Genomic DNA, 17958 nt, shown 5'->3' on the forward strand with positions numbered 1-17958 from the left:
TTTGCGAGTATTGGTAATCAAGACCTCATCCCTGGGCGACGTGATCCACGCCTTGCCGGCACTGACCGACGCGGCGCGGGCGATCCCTGGCATTCGCTTTGATTGGGTGGTGGAAGAAGGCTTCGCCGAAATCCCCACCTGGCACCCGGCGGTGGACAAGGTCATCCCGGTGGCGATTCGCCGCTGGCGCAAAAACATCTGGCAAACCATCAAGAGTGGCGAGTGGCGGCGCTTCAAACAGCGTATCCAGTCGACTAAATACGACTTGGTGATCGACGCTCAAGGCCTGCTGAAAAGCGCCTGGCTGACGCGCTACGTGCGTGCCCCAGTGGCCGGTTTCGACAAACACTCGGCCCGCGAGCCAATGGCCTCGCGCTTCTACTCGCGGCGCCTGGCCGTAGCCCGTGGGCAGCATGCGGTGGAGCGTTTGCGCCAGCTGTTCGCCGTGGCGCTGGGTTATGACTTGCCCAAAGGGCTGGGCGACTACGGCCTGAGCGTCGACAAACTGCTCGGCCTGCCGCCGAAGAAACCTTTTGTACTGCTGCTGCACGGCACCACCTGGGACACCAAGCACTGGCCCGAAGCCTATTGGCGCGAGTTGGCTGAGCGCATGGGCCGCCTGGGTGTGGACGTGAAGTTGCCGTGGGGCAATGCCGACGAAAAAGCCCGCGCCGAACGCCTGGCCCAAGGCCTGCCAAACGCCGAAGTGCTGCCCAAGCTGAACCTGGCCGGTGTGGCCCGCGTCCTGGCCGGCGCCCGCGCTTGCGTGGCGGTCGACACCGGCCTTGGCCACTTGGCCGCTGCGTTGGACGTGCCGACCATTTCCCTGTTCGGCCCCACCAACCCTGGCCTGACCGGCGCCTACGGCAAGGGCCAGATTCACCTGGCCAGCGACTTCCCGTGCGCGCCGTGCCTGCAAAAACACTGTACCTATCAACCAACGGCCGACGACCTGCGTCGGTTCGACATCAAGCGCGAGTCGCCCCTGTGCTTCACGCGCTTGAACCCTGAGCGTGTGGCAAGCCGACTGAGCACGTTGTTACTGGCTGAGGAGCTGCACTGATGCAACTGGCTTTTGTTCTGTACAAATATTTCCCCTTCGGTGGCCTGCAGCGCGACTTTATGCGCATCGCCCTGGAGTGCCAGCAGCGCGGCCACCAGATTCGTGTCTACACGCTGATCTGGGAGGGCGACATACCGCCGGGCTTCGAAGTGCTGGTGGCGCCGGTCAAGGCGTTCTTCAATCACCGTCGCAATGAAAAGCTCAGCGCCTGGATGGAGGCCGACTTGGCCAAGCGCCCGGTGGACCGCCTGATCGGCTTCAATAAAATGCCCGGCCTGGACGTGTACTACGCCGCCGACGGCTGCTTTGAAGACAAGGCGCAAAACCTGCGTCATTCGCTGTACAAAAGCTTTGGCCGTTACAAGCACTTTGCCGAGTACGAGCGCGCGGTGTTCGCCAGGGGCGCCAAGACTGAAATCCTGATGATCTCGCAAGTGCAGCAGCCGCTCTTCATCAAGCATTACGACACCCCGCTGGAACGCTTCCACCTGCTGCCGCCGGGCATCGCCCAGGACCGCCGCGCACCGCCGAATGCCGCCGAAATCCGCGAAGGCTTCCGCAAGGAATTCAACCTCGCCGACGACGACTTGCTGCTGGTGCAAATCGGTTCCGGCTTCAAGACCAAGGGTGTCGACCGCAGCCTCAAGGCCGTGGCCGCGCTACCGGCGGAACTGAAAAAACGCACCCGACTGTTTGTAATTGGCCAGGACGACCCCAAAGTATTCCAATTGCAGAGTGCGACATTGGGGCTGGGCGATAACGTGCAGTTCCTCAAGGGCCGCAGCGATATCCCGCGTTTCCTGCTGGGCGCCGACCTGTTGATCCACCCGGCGTACAACGAAAACACCGGTACTGTGTTGCTCGAAGCCCTGGTGGCCGGGTTGCCGGTGCTGGTCTCGGCGGTGTGTGGTTATGCCCACTACATCCGCGAAGCCGACAGTGGTCTGGTGCTGGATGAGCCGTTTGAACAAACGCAGCTCAACCACTACCTGACCCAAATGCTCACCGACACTGCACAGCGCGCGGCCTGGGGCCGCAATGGGTTGGCCTTCGCCGAGACGGCCGACCTCTATAGCATGCCGCAGCACGCGGCCGATGTGATTCTGGCGGAGCCAAAGCGATGAAGTTGATGCTTGCCGAACCGTTCAAGACCCTCTGGGCTGGGCGTGATGCCTTTGCCGAAGTCGAGCGGCTGGAAGGCGAGGTGTACCGTGAACTCGAAGCCCGCCGTACCTTGCGTACCGAGGTGGATGGTCGTGGCTATTTTGTGAAGATCCACCGTGGCATCGGCTGGGGCGAGATCGTCAAGAACCTGGTCACCGCCAAGCTGCCAGTGCTCGGCGCAGGCCAGGAGTGGCAGGCCATCCAGCGCCTGCAGGAAATCGGCGTGCCGACCATGACCGCCGTGGCTTACGGCGAGCGCGGCAGTAACCCGGCCGACCAGCACTCGTTCATCATCACTGAAGAGTTGGCGCCCACCGTCAGCCTGGAAGATTTCAGCATCGACTGGGTCAAGCAGCCGCCGGAGCCACGCCTCAAGCGCGCGCTGATCGCCGAAGTGGCCCGCATGACCGGCATGATGCATCGCGGTGGGGTCAATCACCGCGACTGCTACATCTGCCACTTCCTGCTGCACACCGATAAGCCGGTGACCTTCGATGACTTCAAGCTGTCGCTGATCGACCTGCACCGCGCCCAGACCCGCGACAGGATCAGCCATCGCTGGCGCGACAAAGACTTGGCCGCGCTGTACTTCTCGGCGCTGGATATCGGCCTCACGCGTCGCGACAAGTTGCGCTTCCTCAAGGGCTACTTCCAGCAACCGCTGCGCCAGATCCTCGCCGAAGAAAACGCCTTGTTGCAATGGCTGCAAACCAAGGCTGACAAGCTTTACGCGCGTAAACAACGCTACGGGGATGCGCTCTGATGGCGGGTTGGAACCTGGAGCCCGCTTACGCCGCCCTGGCGGATGATTTCGGCAGCCTTGAGGCGGTATTTGCTCTGGAAGGCGAGCAACTGACCCACGACCCGCTGTCGGAAGTGGTTCGGGTAGAGCGCGGCGGGGTCAATTACTACGTCAAGCGCTACGTCGGTGCCGGCAAAGGCCTGCGTCGCTACCTGGGCAAACCACGGGTGAAGTCCGAGTGGCAGAACCTCAAGCGCTTCGCCAAATGGGGTATTCCCACTGCTGACGTAGTGGCCTGGGGCCTGGAGCGCAAGGGCCTGGCCTACGCCCGTGGTGCGATGATCACCCGCGAGTTGCCGAAAACCGAAGACCTGTCGGTGCTGGCTGATCGCAACGATCCGTGTTTGAAAGATCCCAAGTGGGTCAGCGCGATCAGCCGCCAGCTCGCCGAATATACGCGCACCATGCACGAGCACCGCTTCACCCATAACGATTTGAAGTGGCGCAACCTGTTGGTCGATGACCAGCAAACCCTGTACCTGATCGATTGCCCCAACGGCGACTTCTGGCGTGGCTTCTGGCTCAAGTACCGTATCACCAAGGACTTGGCCTGCTTGGACAAGGTCGCCAAGTATCACTTGTCGGCCACCCAGCGCCTGCGCTTCTACATGCAATACCGCCAACGCACGCACCTGACGGCGTCGGACAAACAGCGAATTCGCCACGTGGTGAAGTTTTTCGAGGGACGCGAATGAGTGATTTCCTGGCGGCCGAAGACCGCGCCTTACTTGAGCGCAACGGCCTCGCTACCTTCGATGCCCTGTGGGCCAGGCAACTGGACGCGGTGGATGAACCCAATACCAGCAAAGGCGGCTGGAGCAGCGTGTTTCGCCTGGAGCTCGAAGGCCAGGGTTACTACCTTAAGCGCCAAAGCGACTACTTGACGCGCACACTGCACAAGCCGTTTGGCGAGCCCACCTTCGCACGTGAATTCCGCAATATCAGCCGTTATCAGAAGCTCGGTATTCCGGCATTGCAGGCGGCGTTTTTCGGTGAGCGCAAGGTTAATGGCGAGCACCGCGCGATGTTGCTGACCCGCGCCCTGGACGGTTGGAACGACCTGGATTCGTTGCTGGAGCAATGGCCGCAACTCACGGACGCCCAGCACTGCGCGATCCTGCTGGCGTGCGGCCAACTGGCTCGTCATCTGCACAGCGTCGGCCAGGTGCATGGCTGTTTTTATCCCAAGCATATTTTTTTGCAGGCCCTCGGCGACGGCTATGCCGCGCAGTTGATTGACCTTGAGAAAACTCGCCCGCTGTTGTTCGGCCAGCGTGATCGGGTCAAGGACCTGGAGCCGCTGTTGCGCCGCGCGCCGCAATGGTCGGACGCGCAAGTGCGCCAACTGCTGGCCGCCTATCTGCAACAGCCTGAAGACAGCGCACCGGTGGCCGCCTGGTTCCAACGCCTGACGGCGCGCCGCAGCCATAAGGAGAACCGCTGATGCGTTTGTCCGAGCTGAAGAAAGCCGGCCGCACGCCTGATCTGCCGCTGACTATCGAGCTGGCGGACGCCGCAGGCCCAGGGCAGTTGCAACTGCTCAGCCTGTTGCGCGTGTTACCGGGCGAGCGCTACGTGGGTGCTGGCGTCTGGCGCGGGCGCACGGTGCTGGCCAAGTTATTGGTCGGCAGCAAGGCGGCACGCCACTTTCAGCGCGAACTCAGCGGTGTGCGCCTGCTCGCCGAGCAAGGCCTGACCACGCCATTGCTGCTTGCCGATGGCCTGCAAGAAGGCGAGGGCGGCTGGCTGCTGTTTGAATTTATTGAAGGCGCCCAAAGCCTTGCCGATGCCTGGCAGGCCGTCGAAGGCTTGCCGCCGCTGGCTGACGAACAAACCGCCGTGCTCGCTGAGGCCCTGGCGGCGATTGCCCAGATGCACGCCAAAGGCCTGTGGCAGGAAGACCTGCACCTGGACAACCTGCTGCGCCAGAACGGCAAGCTGTACCTGATTGACGGTGCCGGGATTCGTGTCGAAGAGGCGGGCAAACCGCTGTCGCGCAACCGCGTCCTGGAAAACCTCGGGGTGTTTTTTGCGCAGTTGCCGAAAAATCTTGAGCCGTTCACCGAAGAGCTGCTGGTGTACTACCTGCTGAGCAATGGCGAACATGCTGTGCCGCTGGAGGCCCTGGAAAAACAGGTGCGCAAAGTCAGCGCCTGGCGCTTGAGGGACTTTTTGAACAAGGTTGGCCGCGAATGCACGCTGTTCAGCGTGGTGCGTGGCGCCTTTGTCTTGCGTGCGATTCGTCGCGAGGAAGAGGCCGCGATGCTGCCGGTATTGGAGCAGGCTGATGCATTGCTGGATCAGGGCCACCTGTACAAAACCGGTGGTGCGGCCAGCGTGGGCAAGGTCGAGGTGGCCGGTCGGCCGCTGGTGATCAAGCGCTACAACATCAAGGGCTTTGCCCATTGGCTCAAGCGCTTCTGGCGCCCGAGCCGTGCCTGGCATTCGTGGCGCGAAGGCAACCGCCTGGCGTTTCTGGGGATTGCTACGCCCAAGCCGCTGGCGGTGTTGGAGAAGCGGTTCTTCTGGCTGCGCAGCCGTGCGTATCTGGTGACTGAGTTTTTGCCGGGGCCGGACATCATCGAGCGTTTCGCGCCTTACGTTGAGCACGGCGATGTGCCTGAAAGCGAGCTGCTGGCGCTGGATCATCTGTTTGCCGAGCTGATTCGTGAGCGCATCAGTCACGGCGACTTCAAGGGCCATAACCTGTTCTGGCACGCAGACCGCTGGGCGTTGATTGACTTGGACGCCATGTGTCAGCACAGCTCAGTCGCCAGCTTTGCGCCGGCGTATGCCAAGGATCGCGCGCGGTTTATGCGCAACTGGCCGCAGAGCAGTGCGCTGTACCAGTTGATCGATCAGCGTTTGCCCAAAGAGATCGGCGTCGCCGGTTAAAGCGGGCTTTCGGCCCTATCGCGGGCATAGGTATCTACGCAACTTTTTATGGGTTGAGTTCTTTGGTTGTCGCGGGGGTGCTGGGTACATATCCGTTGCTGCGGTAACGGCTTCGTATGGTTCCGCTCTTACAGCGGGTCACTTTTGGAAAAGAGCCCCAAAAGTAACCAAAAGGGCTCTTGCCCCACCACTCGGCACCTCGCCTAGGCTCGGTGTGCCCTCACTCCGGCTTTGGACCGTGGGCCGCCGCCATGGGCCATCCTTGGCCCATCGCGGCTAAACCGGCGTCCTGCCGGTTTACCCACGCTCCAAAGCCTGCGTTCGGCCAGCGTGGTTTAACGGGGCGCCTCAGATCAAGATCAAAAGCACGGCGGCCTAGTAGCCGACCTGAGTGGTTAAATCAAAAGCAAAACCGAGGCGGCCTGACAGCCGACCTGATATTTGAAACTGAACTCAATCTAATGTGGGAGCTGGCTTGCCTGCGATGGCATCAACTGGCTATGCCTGATACACCGAGGTGCCTGCATCGCAGGCAAGCCAGCTCCCACAGAAAAACAGAGTGCCACGGTGCAGGCAGCTAAACTCGGTCAAAATTGTGGGAGCGGGCTTGCTCGCGAAGGCGGTGGGTCAGTTACACATGAGCTGACTGACACACCGCCTTCGCGAGCAAGCCCGCTCCCACATTGGGATCTCATTAAATCAGCTAGTTAGGGTGGTGCTCTGCTTCTGCTCTGCTTCTGCTCTGCTTCTGCTCTGCTTCTGCCTTGCTTTTGCTTCTACCACTCAGGTCGGCTACTAGGCCGCCGTGCTCTTGCTTTTGATCTTGATCTGAGGCGCCCCGTTAACCACGATGGCCGGAGTGAGGGCATGCCGAGCCTAGGCGAGGCACCGAGTGGTGGGGCAAGAGCCCTTTTGGTTACTTTTGGGGCTCTTTTCCAAAAGTGACCCGCCGTAAGGGCGGAACCCATATCAGCCGTTACCGCAGCAACGGATATGTACTCATATCTACCTAAAAGCCCCGCCAAAAGCCTAGCGCAACACAAAAAATTGCGTAGATACCCATGCCGCAATAGGGCCACCTAGGCGCCGCGTGGCCTGATCAGAACTGATATTCAGCCCCAGCCCCCGCATACCATGACCTTCCCGGTGCCGCTTCGTAATAGCGGAAGTTGCCGTCCCCGACAATCACCGAGCCCACGTACTGGCGATCCAGCAAGTTATCCAAACGCAAGGTCTGGTGAAAGGTCCAGTGCTCGACCTTCTGCTCAAAGCGCGCACGCCAGTTGAATACGCTGTAGCCCGGCGCGGCGCGTTGCTGGTTGGTGTCTTCGACGTAGACCTTGCTGCGGTAAATGCCTTCGATGGCGGTGCTGACCCAGTCGCGGGGCTTCCAGTTCAGCTCGGCGAAAAGGGTGGTTTGGGGCACGCCCGGGAGGTAGTTGCCTTTGTCGATGGCTTTCCCGTTCCCGATGAAGTCACTGTCGTAGGTGGCTTGCAGTCGGGTGTAGGCGAGGCTTGTGCTCCAGTGGTCGCTGAGCTGGCTTTCAAGGCCCAGTTCGAAGCCACGGCGCAGGGTGCGGCCGGCATTTTGATAAGTGGTGCGCCCGTCCTTGGATTGCGCCACTACCAATTCATCCTCGGTGGTGATCTGGAAAAGGGCGGCGTTGAGGCGCGTGTCTTGGCCAATGCGTGCTTTCAGGCCGACCTCGTATTGTTTGCTGACGGAAGGCTTGAGCGCGAAATTGAAGCCGTTTGAGGTGCTGGAATACGCCGACTCCGCCTGAGTCGGCGTTTCGAAGCCTTTGCCCGCGCTCACGTAACCATGCAGGTCTGGCGTGAAGGCGTACATCACGCTCACTGACGGCGTGTTCTTCTGGTAGGTCTTGCTGCCGCTGTCGTTGCCGTCGCTGAGAAAGTGGTCGTCCACGTCCATCTTCAGGGTGCTGTGGCGCAGGCCGGCTTGCAGGGTCCAGTCGCCCAGCAGCCAGTTGGCTTGCACGAACGGGTCGAGGCTGGTGGCGGTGTCGATTTCGTCGCGGCCCAAGGCGCCTTTGACGCCGTGCACGCCGTTGAGGGTGTTGGAATAGCCTTGGCGATCATCCTGGCTGCGGTCGTAGTCGAGGCCGGTGATCAGGGTCAGGTCGCCGGGGGCGCTGGTGATCGGTTGCAGCCAGTGGATGGAGCCGCCGTAGAACTTGCGGTCGAAGTCCACGACGCCGCCGCGCTTGTCTGACGGCGTACCGCCGGGAATCGACAAATACTGAATCACACTCCGCCGCCCTGTATACGCGTTCACCTGCAACGTCGCATCACCGATGTAGCGCTCGTAATTCATACCCAATTGCTGATGATCGATGCTTTTTCGCGTGTTGTACTGCAGCGCGGCGGGATCCACAGAGCGCGGATCTGCTTTATAGGCTGCCCATTTCTGCCCCAGCGGGTCCTGCGTGCCGTTCTGCTCCAGGCTGCTGTAAATCAGCGCCAGTTTGCTGTCGTCATCCGGCTCGAAGTTCAGCTTGGCAAAGGTCTGGTCGCGACGGGCGCTGCTGTGGTCGCGGTAGCCGTCGGTGTCCATGCGCGAGGCGTCGAGCACGAAACCCGCGCCGTTGGCTGCGCCTTCGGCCGTCAGGTGGTGCTTGCTCAGGCCGTCGCTGCCCACCAGGGTTTCGGCGCCGATGCGCGGCGAGCCTTCGCCGTTGCGGGAAAACATCTGGATCACCCCGCCGGCGTTGCTGCCGTACAAAGTGGCCGCCGGGCCGCGCAGGACTTCGATGCGCTCGGCGGTGTCGAGGTTGAAGGTGGCGGCCTGACCCTGGCCGTCCGGGGTGCTAGCGGGAATGCCATCAGCCATCAGCTTGATGCCGCGCACGCCAAACGCCGAACGGGCACCGAAGCCGCGCGAGGAAATCTGCAGGTCCTGCGCGTAGTTCTGGCGGTTTTGCACCACCAGGCCGGGCACGCGCGACAGGGCTTCGGAGGCGTTGATGCCGAGTTGGCCGTCGCTGATTTGCTCGTGGCTGATGCTGTCCACCGAGTACGGCAGGTCGAAGGTCGGGCTGGCGCTGCGTGAACCGGTGACCACGCTGGGGTCGAGGATCAGTGGGGGCTCGTCGGCCCTGACGCTGTAGCTCACCCCCAAAAGGCCAGCAAGCAACATCGTGAAACAGATGGGGGTGACAACGTTCATAAGCAAGCCGACATCCATAGCGCGCAGCGCTGGCGCGCAAAAGTGCGCAAGTTTAACGGCTCGGCAGGCGTTTGCCGACTGACTCGTCGGTGGTTTGTCGATCTATCTGGAGTTCGCAACCCTAGGTTAAGCTGCCGTTTTCTACTCAAGAAGATGCTACTGATGAAGCTTGTAAAGAATGCCTTTCTTGCTGCGATTGCACTTTCGACTGCCGGTTGCGGCACGATCAATACGGTATTTAGAGAAGACGCGGTGACGAGCCGCAACCTTAAAGAACTGCGCAGTCACTGTGAGAATGTGCCGCGTGTTTACAGTGGCGTGGTGTATGACTTCTGCTCCCTCAATGGCGAGCCCAACAGTCACGGGAATATGGCGGACCAGCAGGTTAACTCGATTCCTTGGATGGCCATTGATTTTGTCGCATCAGGCGTTCTGGATACGTTGGTGCTGCCTTACACGGTCTATCGGCAGAGCAAGGACGGCAGTATTGAGATCTTTCGCTAGGGCGCAGTGACAACGGGTCGCCATAAACGCTAGATCATCACCGGACGTCTTTACGCTATAATCCCGCCCTTTAGCTGTTTCTCGTCCAGGCGAGAGGCACACTTTTTTCAGGCGCAACCCGCCTGTATGCAGACTAAAAGAGGCTAGACCCCTGTGGCATTGACGATTCTTGGCCTGTCCGGCGCCCTTAGCCATGATCCTTCCGCAGCCTTGTATATCGACGGCAAGCTGATCGCGGCCGCCGAAGAAGAGCGCTTCGTACGCGACAAACATGCAAAGAACCGCATGCCCTACGAGTCGGCGAAGTTCTGCCTGGAGCAGGCCGGCATCAAACCTTCCGACGTTGATGTGGTGGCGATCCCGTTCGCCCCGATCAGCCTGTTCGGCGAGGCGCGCTGGCACTATGCCAAGCGTTACTGGTACGCCCCGGACCGCGCCCTCGACGCGATCCTGATGGGCAACCGTCGCTACAAGCGCTATCGCAACAAGATCGTCTGGTGCCTGGAACAACTGGGCTTTGATCCGAAGAAAATCAAGATCGAACCGGTTGAACACCACTTGGCTCACGCCTCCAGCGCCTACCACTGCTCCGGCTTCCAGGAAAAAACCGCGATCCTGGGCATCGACGGCAAGGGTGAGTACGCCACCACGTTCTTCGGCTACGGCGAAAACGGCAAGATCCACAAGATCAAAGAATTCTACGACCCGGATTCCCTGGGCGGCCTGTACGGCGCGATCACCGAGTTCCTCGGTTTCGAGATGCTCGACGGCGAGTTCAAGGTCATGGGCATGGCGCCGTATGGCGACGCCAGCAAGTACGATTTCTCGCGTCTGGCCTCGTTTGAGAACGGCGAGTTGGTGATCAACACCGACTACGCCAACGTCATCGGCCTGCGCCGCTACAAAGAGAAGGGCAAGGGTTTCTACTTCTCGCCAAAGCTGATCGAGTGGCTGGGCCCCAAGCGCGAAGGCGACATCGCCGACGAACCGTACATCCACTACGCCGCCAGCATGCAAGCGCTGTTCGAAAAGCTGGCCTTGCAGATGATCGACCACTACCTGGGTGACATCCTCAAGGACACCGGCAAGCTGGCCTTCGCCGGCGGCTGCGCGCTGAACGTTAAGTTGAACCAGAAGATCATTGCCCGCGATGACGTCAAGGAGCTGTTCGTGCAGCCGGCGTCCGGCGATGCCGGCACCGCCGTCGGTGCGGCGGCCTACGTGTCCCACGCCCGTGGTGTACCGGTTGAGAAGATGGAACACGTCTATCTCGGCCCGTCCTACAGCAACGAAGACGTGATCGCCGCGTGCGCCAAGCACGCGAGCAAGCCGGTGTGGCGCAAGATCGAGAACATGCCTAAGCGCATCGCCAAGATCATGGTCGACGGCAACCCGGTGGCCTGGTTCCAGGGCCGCATGGAGTTTGGCCCGCGTGCGTTGGGCGGTCGTTCGATCATCGGTTGCCCGAGCGCGACCGGCGTGGCGGATCGCATCAACCACCAGATCAAGTTCCGCGAGCGCTGGAGGCCTTTCTGCCCGTCGATGCTCGACACTGTGGCCCCGCAGATGATCAAGGTCGATCACCCGGCGCCGTTCATGACCTTCACCTTTGAAGTGTCGGACGAGTGGAAAACCCGCGTGCCGGAAGTGGTGCATGAAGATGGCACGTCCCGCGCCCAGGTGCTCAAACGCGAATACAACCCACGCTACTACGACATGATGAAAGAGCTGGAAGTGCTGACCGGCAACGGCGTGTCGCTGAACACCTCGCTCAACCGTCGTGGCGAAGCGATGATCTGCTCGCCGACCGACGCGCTGAACATGTTCTTCGGCTCCGACCTGCAGTACCTGATCATGGAAGACATCCTGGTCGTCAAAGACGGCGTGGACCCTTATGACTCGGTCGGCTGAGCGCCACGTCCTGCAGTTCTGCCACGGCTATGACGGGCCGTTCCTGGATTGCGCGCGGCAGTACGCGAGCCTGTTCGCAGGCTCGGGCTATAAAGTGACCACGGTGTTTCTCACCGGGGTCGCTGACCCCGAGGTCGCCGCCGGTTGCGCCTCTGATGAAGTGTTGTTCATGGAATTCAGCTCCAAGGCCATTCGTGGCCTGAAGCTGGGCGCCATCCGTGAGCTGCGCAAGATCGCAGCGTCGCGCAACTTCAGTTTCTGCATCGCTCACCGGTTCAAGCCGATCTATATCGCCTTGCTTGGCACGCGCTTGCCGGTGATCGGTGTGCATCACGCGTTCGGTGACTATGAGCGCCGCACCCGCAAGCTGTTTGCCTCGATTTTCCGCAAACGCCTGAGCCTGCTCGGTGTGTCCGATGCGGTGCGCGATGACATGCGCCGTTGCCTGCCGACCTGGCCGGCGGCGCGTATTCAGACGCTGTACAACCGCATTGATGTCGACGCCCTGCAGGCCCAGCAGGTGTCGGCCGATGCGGCGCGGGATGCCTTGGGGCTGTCGCCGGACGAGTGGGTGGTCGGCAACGTCGGCCGTCTGCACCCGGACAAAGACCAAGCCACCTTGCTTAAGGGTTTTGCCCTGGCGTTGCCACATTTGCCTGCGCAGAGTCGCCTGGCGATCCTCGGTACCGGTCGGCTGGAACAAGACCTCAAGGCTTTGGCCCGCGAGTTGGGCATTGCCGAGCAGGTACTGTTCCTCGGCCAGGTGCCGGAGGCGCGCCGTTACTTCCGAGCGTTCGACGCCTTTGCCCTGAGTTCCGATCACGAGCCGTTCGGCATGGTGCTGTTGGAAGCCATGGCCGCTGGCGTGCCGCTGTTGGCAACTGCGTGTGGCGGCGCCCGGGAAGTGGTCGAGGGCGTGGGTATTCTGTTTCCGTTCGGTGACGCCGAACGCCTGGGCCAAGGGCTTCGGCACTTGGCGGCGATGGATCGTCAACAGCACCAACAGTGTGCCGAGATGATGCTCGAGCGCCTGCACGAGCGGTTTTCGGATCAGGCGGTACGCGATACGTTCTGGCTGTTGCCGCCTGTCATTGCACTGACCGCGAGGGCCTGATGCTCAATCGATTCCAAGGCTGGCGCGAGCGTGGCTGGGCGGTCGTTGACGCGCCCACTTACAGTGACGCCTGGCAGCGTTACGGTGGCAGTGTCGCCACCCATCCGCAGGTGGTTGAACGTCTGGCCGGGCTGGCCGACATTCCTGTGCGCTACTTGGCGTGGGAACAAGGCGGTGAGCTCAAAGCGTGCATTGCGACCTGGGGGCGCGACTTGGCCCTGTCCAAGGATGTGCTCAAGCGCCATGGCAAGAAGGGCTTGTTCGACTTGGGCAATGCCGAGTTGATCCTGCCTGCCGCCGCCGATGCCCAGGCGCCGTTGCGCCATCGCGGGCGCTACCTCTCGGCCCTGAATGAAGGCCGGTTTGCTGGCCTCAAGCTCCAGGCCGAGCAGTTGGCCATGGCGCGTACGCCGGAAGAACTGTCGAAGAAGTTTCGCTATAACCAGCGCCGTGAGTTGCGTTTGCTGGAAGAGGCGGGCGGCGTGGTGCGTGCGGTCCAGGAATTCTCCAGTGCAGAGCTGGCAGCGATTTACTGCGACCTGTTCCAGCGCCGCTGGGGTTTTGCCGCCACCGGTGCCGAGCGCATGGCGCAGGTGATCGAGTTGCTGCGTGAATGGCTGATCGGTTCGGTGATTTTCCTCAACGATGCGCCGATTGCCATTCAATTGGTCTACCGCGTTGAAGCGCCCGAATGGATCAGCGTCGAGTACATCAATGGCGGCGTAGACCCTGAAACGCGTGCGTTCAGCCCGGGCAGCGTACTGAGCTTTCTCAACACGCAAAGTGCCTGGGAGCAGGCGCGTGAAGCCGGCAAGCCGCTGCGGTTCTCATTCGGCCGGGCTGACCGCGAATACAAGGACCGTTGGTGCAACCCTGTACCGGTATTCAACGTATGAGCGAGTCGACGAGCCGTAAGCAGGCGCTGCTCAAGCGCCACCGCCGTAATAAACGCATCAGCCTGCTGATCGGCCTGCTGCTGTTGATTGGCGTGGGTGTGCTGGTGGCCTGGTGGCTGCCGCTGGTGCTTGCAGTGCTGGCCTGGGTGGCCCATGAAGCCTGGTTTGCCGACCACCTGTTTTACTCGCCCAAGGACGACTACCAGTATCAGTTTGCAGCGGATACCGAGCAGCCCAAGGTCACGCTGATCAACGGCCGGTTGGTGTTAGGCGAGGCGCTGGAGCTGGCGGGCAATGAGACCCTGATCCTCGCGCTGCGCCTCAAGAGCAGCGCGTTGGGCCGCTTTATCGACCCGTTTATTACCTTGCCTGGCGCTGATCGCCAAGTGTTCGAGCGCGGCGTCAATGGCCTGCGCTACCTGAACCTCACCGGCCAAACGCAAGCGCTGCTCGATGGGCAACTGCTGCTGGGGGCTCGGTGCTGCCGTGTGCTGGGTACGCCAGTGCTGTCGGTATTCCGTCAGCCTGATGTGCGCGAGCAACGGGTGATGGTCATTGCGCCGCACGCCGATGATGCCGAGTTGGCCGCCTTTGGCCTGTACAGCCAGGCGACTCAACCCTGGATCGTGACGTTGACGGCTGGCGAGATCGAAGCCGAGCACTATCAGCACATGGGCCTGGGCAAGCCTGAGGCGGCACGCCTCAAGGGCCGTTTGCGTGCTTGGGACAGTGTCGCCGTACCGCGTTGGGCTGGGGTGGCGCAGGAACATTGCGTTCAGCTGGGGTATTTCTGCCTGCAATTAGCGGCGATGAAAGCCGAGCCGGATCGCGCCGTGGCTTCGCGAGAGGCCGAGTTGAGCGACATTCGCCTGTTCCGCCAATTCAATCCGTTCCCTTTGCCGGCGGATGCCGATGGCCGGCCGACCTGGAACAACCTGCTGGCCGACCTGCGCGCGTTGCTGCTCATGGCCCGCCCGGAAGTCATCGTGTTGCCCCATCCGGTGCTCGATCCGCATCCTGATCATATCTGCGCGCAGCAAGCCGTATTGGAAGCCTTACAGGGGCTTGAATGGCAGCCGACGACGTTGCTCGGTTACGCCAATCACCTGCATGACAATGACCGCTGGCCGATGGGCGATTCGGGCGCCGGTATCGCTTTGCCACCATGTTTTGATTCCACGTACACTTTGCGTCCTTATTGCCTGCCGGTGTCCGAAGGCCGGCAGTGTGACAAGGCCATGTCGCTGGGCATGATGCATGACTTGCAGCCCAGGATGCCGTTCAAGCGGTGTGTGCGGCGTGTCATACAGCGCTGGCTGGCGGGAAGGGCTGTCTCGCCCTGGGGTGAGAACGAGTTTTTCCGCAAGGCCATTCGGCGGCATGAGCTTTTTTGGTTCATCAAGCACAAGTAACGTTAAGCAACGTGTTGGAGCGCTGAGCGCTCCCGTAAAACTGACAGTGAGTCCCCAGTGATCAATCCGTGCCCCCGCATCCTCTTCCTCATCCCATACTTTGGCCATTGGCCTTTCTGGATGCCGTTTTTTCTCGAAAGCTGCCGGCGCAATGCGGATATTGACTGGCTGTTGTTCAGCGACTGCCCGATACCGGACAACGTCCCGGACAATGTCAGGATTGAAAGCATCAGCTTTGCTGATTACTGCGCGTTGGTTTCACAGCGTTTGTACATCAATTTTGCGCCGCAGGCCGCCTACAAGTTGTGCGACATCAAGCCTGCGTTGGGGCACATCCATGCCGATCGCCTAGAGGGGTACGATTTCTGGGCGTTTGGCGACCTGGACCTGATCTATGGCGACCTGCGCCGGTATTTCACGGCTGACCGCCTGGCCGGTTATGACTTGTTTTCGACCCATGAACGGCGGGTTGCCGGCCATTTGTGCCTGATGCGTAACACTGCCAGAAAGCGCCAGGTGTTTATGCGGATCAAGGATTGGGAAGCGCGTTTCACCGATCAGGAGCATCATGCGCTGGACGAAGGCGCGTTCAGCCGTATTTTCCTGTGGCGCAAGAATTTTCCCAAGCCGTTGTTCAATCTGGTGGGCAAACTCAACCCGTGGCGCCGTCGCAGTGAGTTCACCGAGGCGTTCAGTACGCCGGGTGGTGTGATCAAGTGGCATGACGGCACTGATCGCTTCCCGCACCAATGGTTTTGGAACAATGGTCGTTTGACCAACGACAGAGATGGCGACCGGGAATTTCCGTATTTCCATTTTGTCTGCTGGAAGCGTAATCAGTGGCCGTTGGTGCCCGCGCCAAGCGCTGAGTACACCGAGGCACTGGCCGCTGAGTCATCCTGGGTTGTTGATGCCACAGGTTTCCATCGAGGAGAGTTATGAGTCGGCCTTTCAAGGTCCTGCAATTGCAGCCTGACTACAATGTTAAATCCCATGATTTTGCCGACTTGGCCGAACAGATCGTCAAGGCATTGCCTGCGGACCGCTATGAAGTCACTGCCGCGTTCCTGCGTGGCCAGCCGGAGCCTGGGGGGCCGGTCAGTCGCGCGGCGACCTCCGTCTACTTCGAGTTTTCCGACGCGTCACTCAAGGGCTTGAGGCTGCGCGCCATGTGGCAGTTGTATAAGTTCTGCCGCAGGGAAAAGTTTGACGTCGTGGTGTGCAACCGCTTCAAACCGGTCAACATGATGTTGCAGCTGAACCGCTGGCTGAAGATCCCGTTGTGTATCGGCATCTCCCACGGCTTTGGCGAGTATGACCGTCTGTACCGACGCAAGCAGGCGCAGCGCTGGGTCGACGAGCACTGGCGTTTTGTCGGTGTGTCGCCGGCGGTCAAGCAGTACCTGTTGGACTGCAACTGCGGGTTTACCGATAGCAATACCTACGCCATCACCAATGCCATCGACATCGAGCAGGCCGAAGCCTTGCAGCATTCGCGTGAACGCGCGCGTGAGTTGCTGGGCATCGACCCTTCGGTGCGTTTGATCGGCGCCTTGGGGCGCCTGGTGCCGGTCAAGGGGCACACCTATTTGTTGCAGGCGTTCGCCGCACTCAAAGACAAATACCCCACAGCGCAGCTCGCCATCATTGGCGCGGGGCGTGAGGAGTCCAACCTCGCCGCGCAAATCCAGAGCCTTGGCTTGGCTGGGCGTGTGCACTTGTTGGGCTTCAAGGAAAATGCCCTGCAGTACGTTCGCGCCTTTGATATCTGGGCGATGCCTTCCCTGGCCGAAGGCCTGGGCCTGGCGCTGCTGGAAGGCATGAGCGGGCGCCTGCCGGTGATCGCGTCAAGCGTGCCGGCCATGCTGCCGCTGATTGAAGGGGCGGGCGGCCTGGCGGTTGAGCCGGCCAACGTCCCCGAGCTGACCCAGGCGCTGGATACCTACTTGGCGCTGCCCGATGAAACGCTCGTGCAAAAAGGCGAGCGGGCCTACCAGTACCTCCAGGCGGAGCACGACATTGAAGTGTTCCGTCAGCAATACCTCGAACTGATTGATTCAGGATTGTCTCAAGCCCGCAGGAACAATGTATGAACCAGAGTCAGCCCTTGGTCACGGTGATCATCGCGTCCTATAACCATGCGCCGTACATCGAGCAAAGCATCCTCAGTGCCCTGAACCAGACGTATCCAAACATCGAGTTGTTGGTGATTGATGATGGGTCGACAGACGACAGTGTCGAGCGTATTCGTCGGTTGCAGGAACACCATACCTTCGACTTTCGCGTCCAGCAGAACCAAGGCCTGACCAACACGCTCAATGGCGCGATTGCACGCTCCCAAGGCCCGTTGGTTGTGCCGTTCGGTTCCGACGACATCATGTTGCCAGAGCGGATTGCGACCCAAGTGGCCTATATGGATGGCAAGCCGGAGGTGGGGATCTGCGCGGGTAACATCGAACTGATCGACGCCCAAGGCGAGCTGTTTCCTGAAAAGCGCCAGCGTCGCGACGTGCCGTTTCGGCGCCTGGACTTCGACGATATGTTCCTGGAGCGCAAACCGTACCCGCCCGCACCCACGCTGATGATCCGGCGCGAGGCGCTGGAGAAGGTCGGTGGGTTTGATCCGAAGATTCGTCTGGAAGACTTGTTGATCGAGTTGAAAATTACCCACGCCGGATACTTTATCGATGGCTTGAACGTGGTCATGGCCCGCTATCGCAAGCACGCCACCAACTCGTACAAGAACCATCGATTCATGATCGACAATATCTTGCGTTCCTACGCGTTGTTCAGCGACCACCCGCTCTATGACGAGGTGCGTTACAAGTTCCTCAGCTCCATGTTCCTCAAGACCGCCAACCGTGATCGTAAGTTGGCGCGCGAGCTGCTGGCGCAGATCCCGTTCCGGGCCTGGAATAAGAAAACCTGGCGCGGCTTGAGCCGGTTGTATTTTTCCCCGCTGGAGAAAGACTGACAGCGCATTGTGCGCCCCAGCCCTGGGGCGCACAGG

At 60.8% G+C, this 17958-nt stretch carries 15 protein-coding genes; 14 read left to right on the top strand and 1 reads right to left on the bottom strand.

Annotated elements, in window-relative coordinates; all coding sequences use genetic code 11:
- Nucleotide 1 precedes the first annotated feature (1 nt).
- The 6 genes from waaC to K0P33_RS03550 are packed head-to-tail and all read left to right on the top strand — an operon-like array spanning nucleotide 2 to nucleotide 5924.
- Entirely contained in the window at nucleotides 2–1063 is a 1062-nt protein-coding gene (gene waaC / locus K0P33_RS03525) for a lipopolysaccharide heptosyltransferase I (RefSeq protein ID WP_242154072.1), read from the top strand.
- A complete protein-coding gene (locus tag K0P33_RS03530) occupies nucleotides 1063–2187 on the top strand; it encodes a glycosyltransferase family 4 protein (protein WP_094949240.1) in 1125 nt (374 codons plus the stop codon). Before waaC ends, K0P33_RS03530 begins: the two co-directional genes overlap by 1 nt.
- Complete coding sequence (rfaP, locus tag K0P33_RS03535; protein WP_094949239.1) at nucleotides 2184–2990, top strand: lipopolysaccharide core heptose(I) kinase RfaP; 807 nt, start codon at nucleotides 2184–2186, stop codon at nucleotides 2988–2990. Before K0P33_RS03530 ends, rfaP begins: the two co-directional genes overlap by 4 nt.
- Nucleotides 2990–3724, top strand: a complete 735-nt coding sequence (locus K0P33_RS03540) for a lipopolysaccharide kinase InaA family protein (protein ID WP_242154074.1) — start codon at nucleotides 2990–2992, stop codon at nucleotides 3722–3724. The genes rfaP and K0P33_RS03540 overlap by 1 nt, the downstream gene beginning before the upstream one ends.
- Entirely contained in the window at nucleotides 3721–4473 is a 753-nt protein-coding gene (locus tag K0P33_RS03545) for a lipopolysaccharide kinase InaA family protein (RefSeq protein WP_094949237.1), read from the top strand. Before K0P33_RS03540 ends, K0P33_RS03545 begins: the two co-directional genes overlap by 4 nt.
- Nucleotides 4473–5924 carry a lipopolysaccharide kinase InaA family protein gene (locus K0P33_RS03550; protein ID WP_094949236.1) on the top strand — a complete coding sequence of 484 codons (1452 nt, stop codon included), beginning with the start codon at nucleotides 4473–4475 and terminating at the stop codon, nucleotides 5922–5924. Before K0P33_RS03545 ends, K0P33_RS03550 begins: the two co-directional genes overlap by 1 nt.
- A 1099-nt stretch (nucleotides 5925–7023) precedes the next feature.
- On the opposite strand, the gene K0P33_RS03555 is transcribed toward K0P33_RS03550, so the two are convergent.
- A complete protein-coding gene (locus K0P33_RS03555; protein ID WP_242154076.1) occupies nucleotides 7024–9111 on the bottom strand; it encodes a TonB-dependent receptor in 2088 nt (695 codons plus the stop codon).
- 162 nt (nucleotides 9112–9273) lie between these two features.
- On the opposite strand from K0P33_RS03555, the gene K0P33_RS03560 reads away from it, so the two are divergent.
- The 8 genes from K0P33_RS03560 to K0P33_RS03595 all read left to right on the top strand — a co-directional run bounded on the left by K0P33_RS03560 (nucleotide 9274) and on the right by K0P33_RS03595 (nucleotide 17922).
- A complete protein-coding gene (locus tag K0P33_RS03560) occupies nucleotides 9274–9615 on the top strand; it encodes a YceK/YidQ family lipoprotein (protein ID WP_094952900.1) in 342 nt (113 codons plus the stop codon).
- 153 nt (nucleotides 9616–9768) lie between these two features.
- Nucleotides 9769–11526 carry a carbamoyltransferase gene (locus tag K0P33_RS03565; protein ID WP_094952899.1) on the top strand — a complete coding sequence of 586 codons (1758 nt, stop codon included), beginning with the start codon at nucleotides 9769–9771 and terminating at the stop codon, nucleotides 11524–11526.
- Complete coding sequence (locus K0P33_RS03570; protein WP_094952898.1) at nucleotides 11510–12640, top strand: glycosyltransferase; 1131 nt, start codon at nucleotides 11510–11512, stop codon at nucleotides 12638–12640. The genes K0P33_RS03565 and K0P33_RS03570 overlap by 17 nt, the downstream gene beginning before the upstream one ends.
- Nucleotides 12640–13536, top strand: coding sequence for an antimicrobial resistance protein Mig-14 (locus tag K0P33_RS03575; protein ID WP_094952897.1), 897 nt, complete (start codon nucleotides 12640–12642; stop codon nucleotides 13534–13536). The genes K0P33_RS03570 and K0P33_RS03575 overlap by 1 nt, the downstream gene beginning before the upstream one ends.
- On the top strand, nucleotides 13533–14948 hold the full coding sequence (locus K0P33_RS03580) for a PIG-L family deacetylase (protein ID WP_242154078.1): 1416 nt from the start codon (nucleotides 13533–13535) through the stop codon (nucleotides 14946–14948). Before K0P33_RS03575 ends, K0P33_RS03580 begins: the two co-directional genes overlap by 4 nt.
- A 57-nt stretch (nucleotides 14949–15005) precedes the next feature.
- A complete protein-coding gene (locus K0P33_RS03585; protein WP_094952895.1) occupies nucleotides 15006–15890 on the top strand; it encodes a DUF6625 family protein in 885 nt (294 codons plus the stop codon).
- On the top strand, nucleotides 15887–17041 hold the full coding sequence (locus tag K0P33_RS03590; RefSeq protein ID WP_242154079.1) for a glycosyltransferase: 1155 nt from the start codon (nucleotides 15887–15889) through the stop codon (nucleotides 17039–17041). Before K0P33_RS03585 ends, K0P33_RS03590 begins: the two co-directional genes overlap by 4 nt.
- Entirely contained in the window at nucleotides 17038–17922 is an 885-nt protein-coding gene (locus tag K0P33_RS03595) for a glycosyltransferase (protein ID WP_094952893.1), read from the top strand. The genes K0P33_RS03590 and K0P33_RS03595 overlap by 4 nt, the downstream gene beginning before the upstream one ends.
- Nucleotides 17923–17958: the final 36 nt, after the last annotated feature.

The sequence above is a fragment of the Pseudomonas sp. ArH3a genome, from assembly GCF_022648765.1.
In the GTDB taxonomy this organism is placed as follows: Bacteria; Pseudomonadota; Gammaproteobacteria; order Pseudomonadales; family Pseudomonadaceae; genus Aquipseudomonas.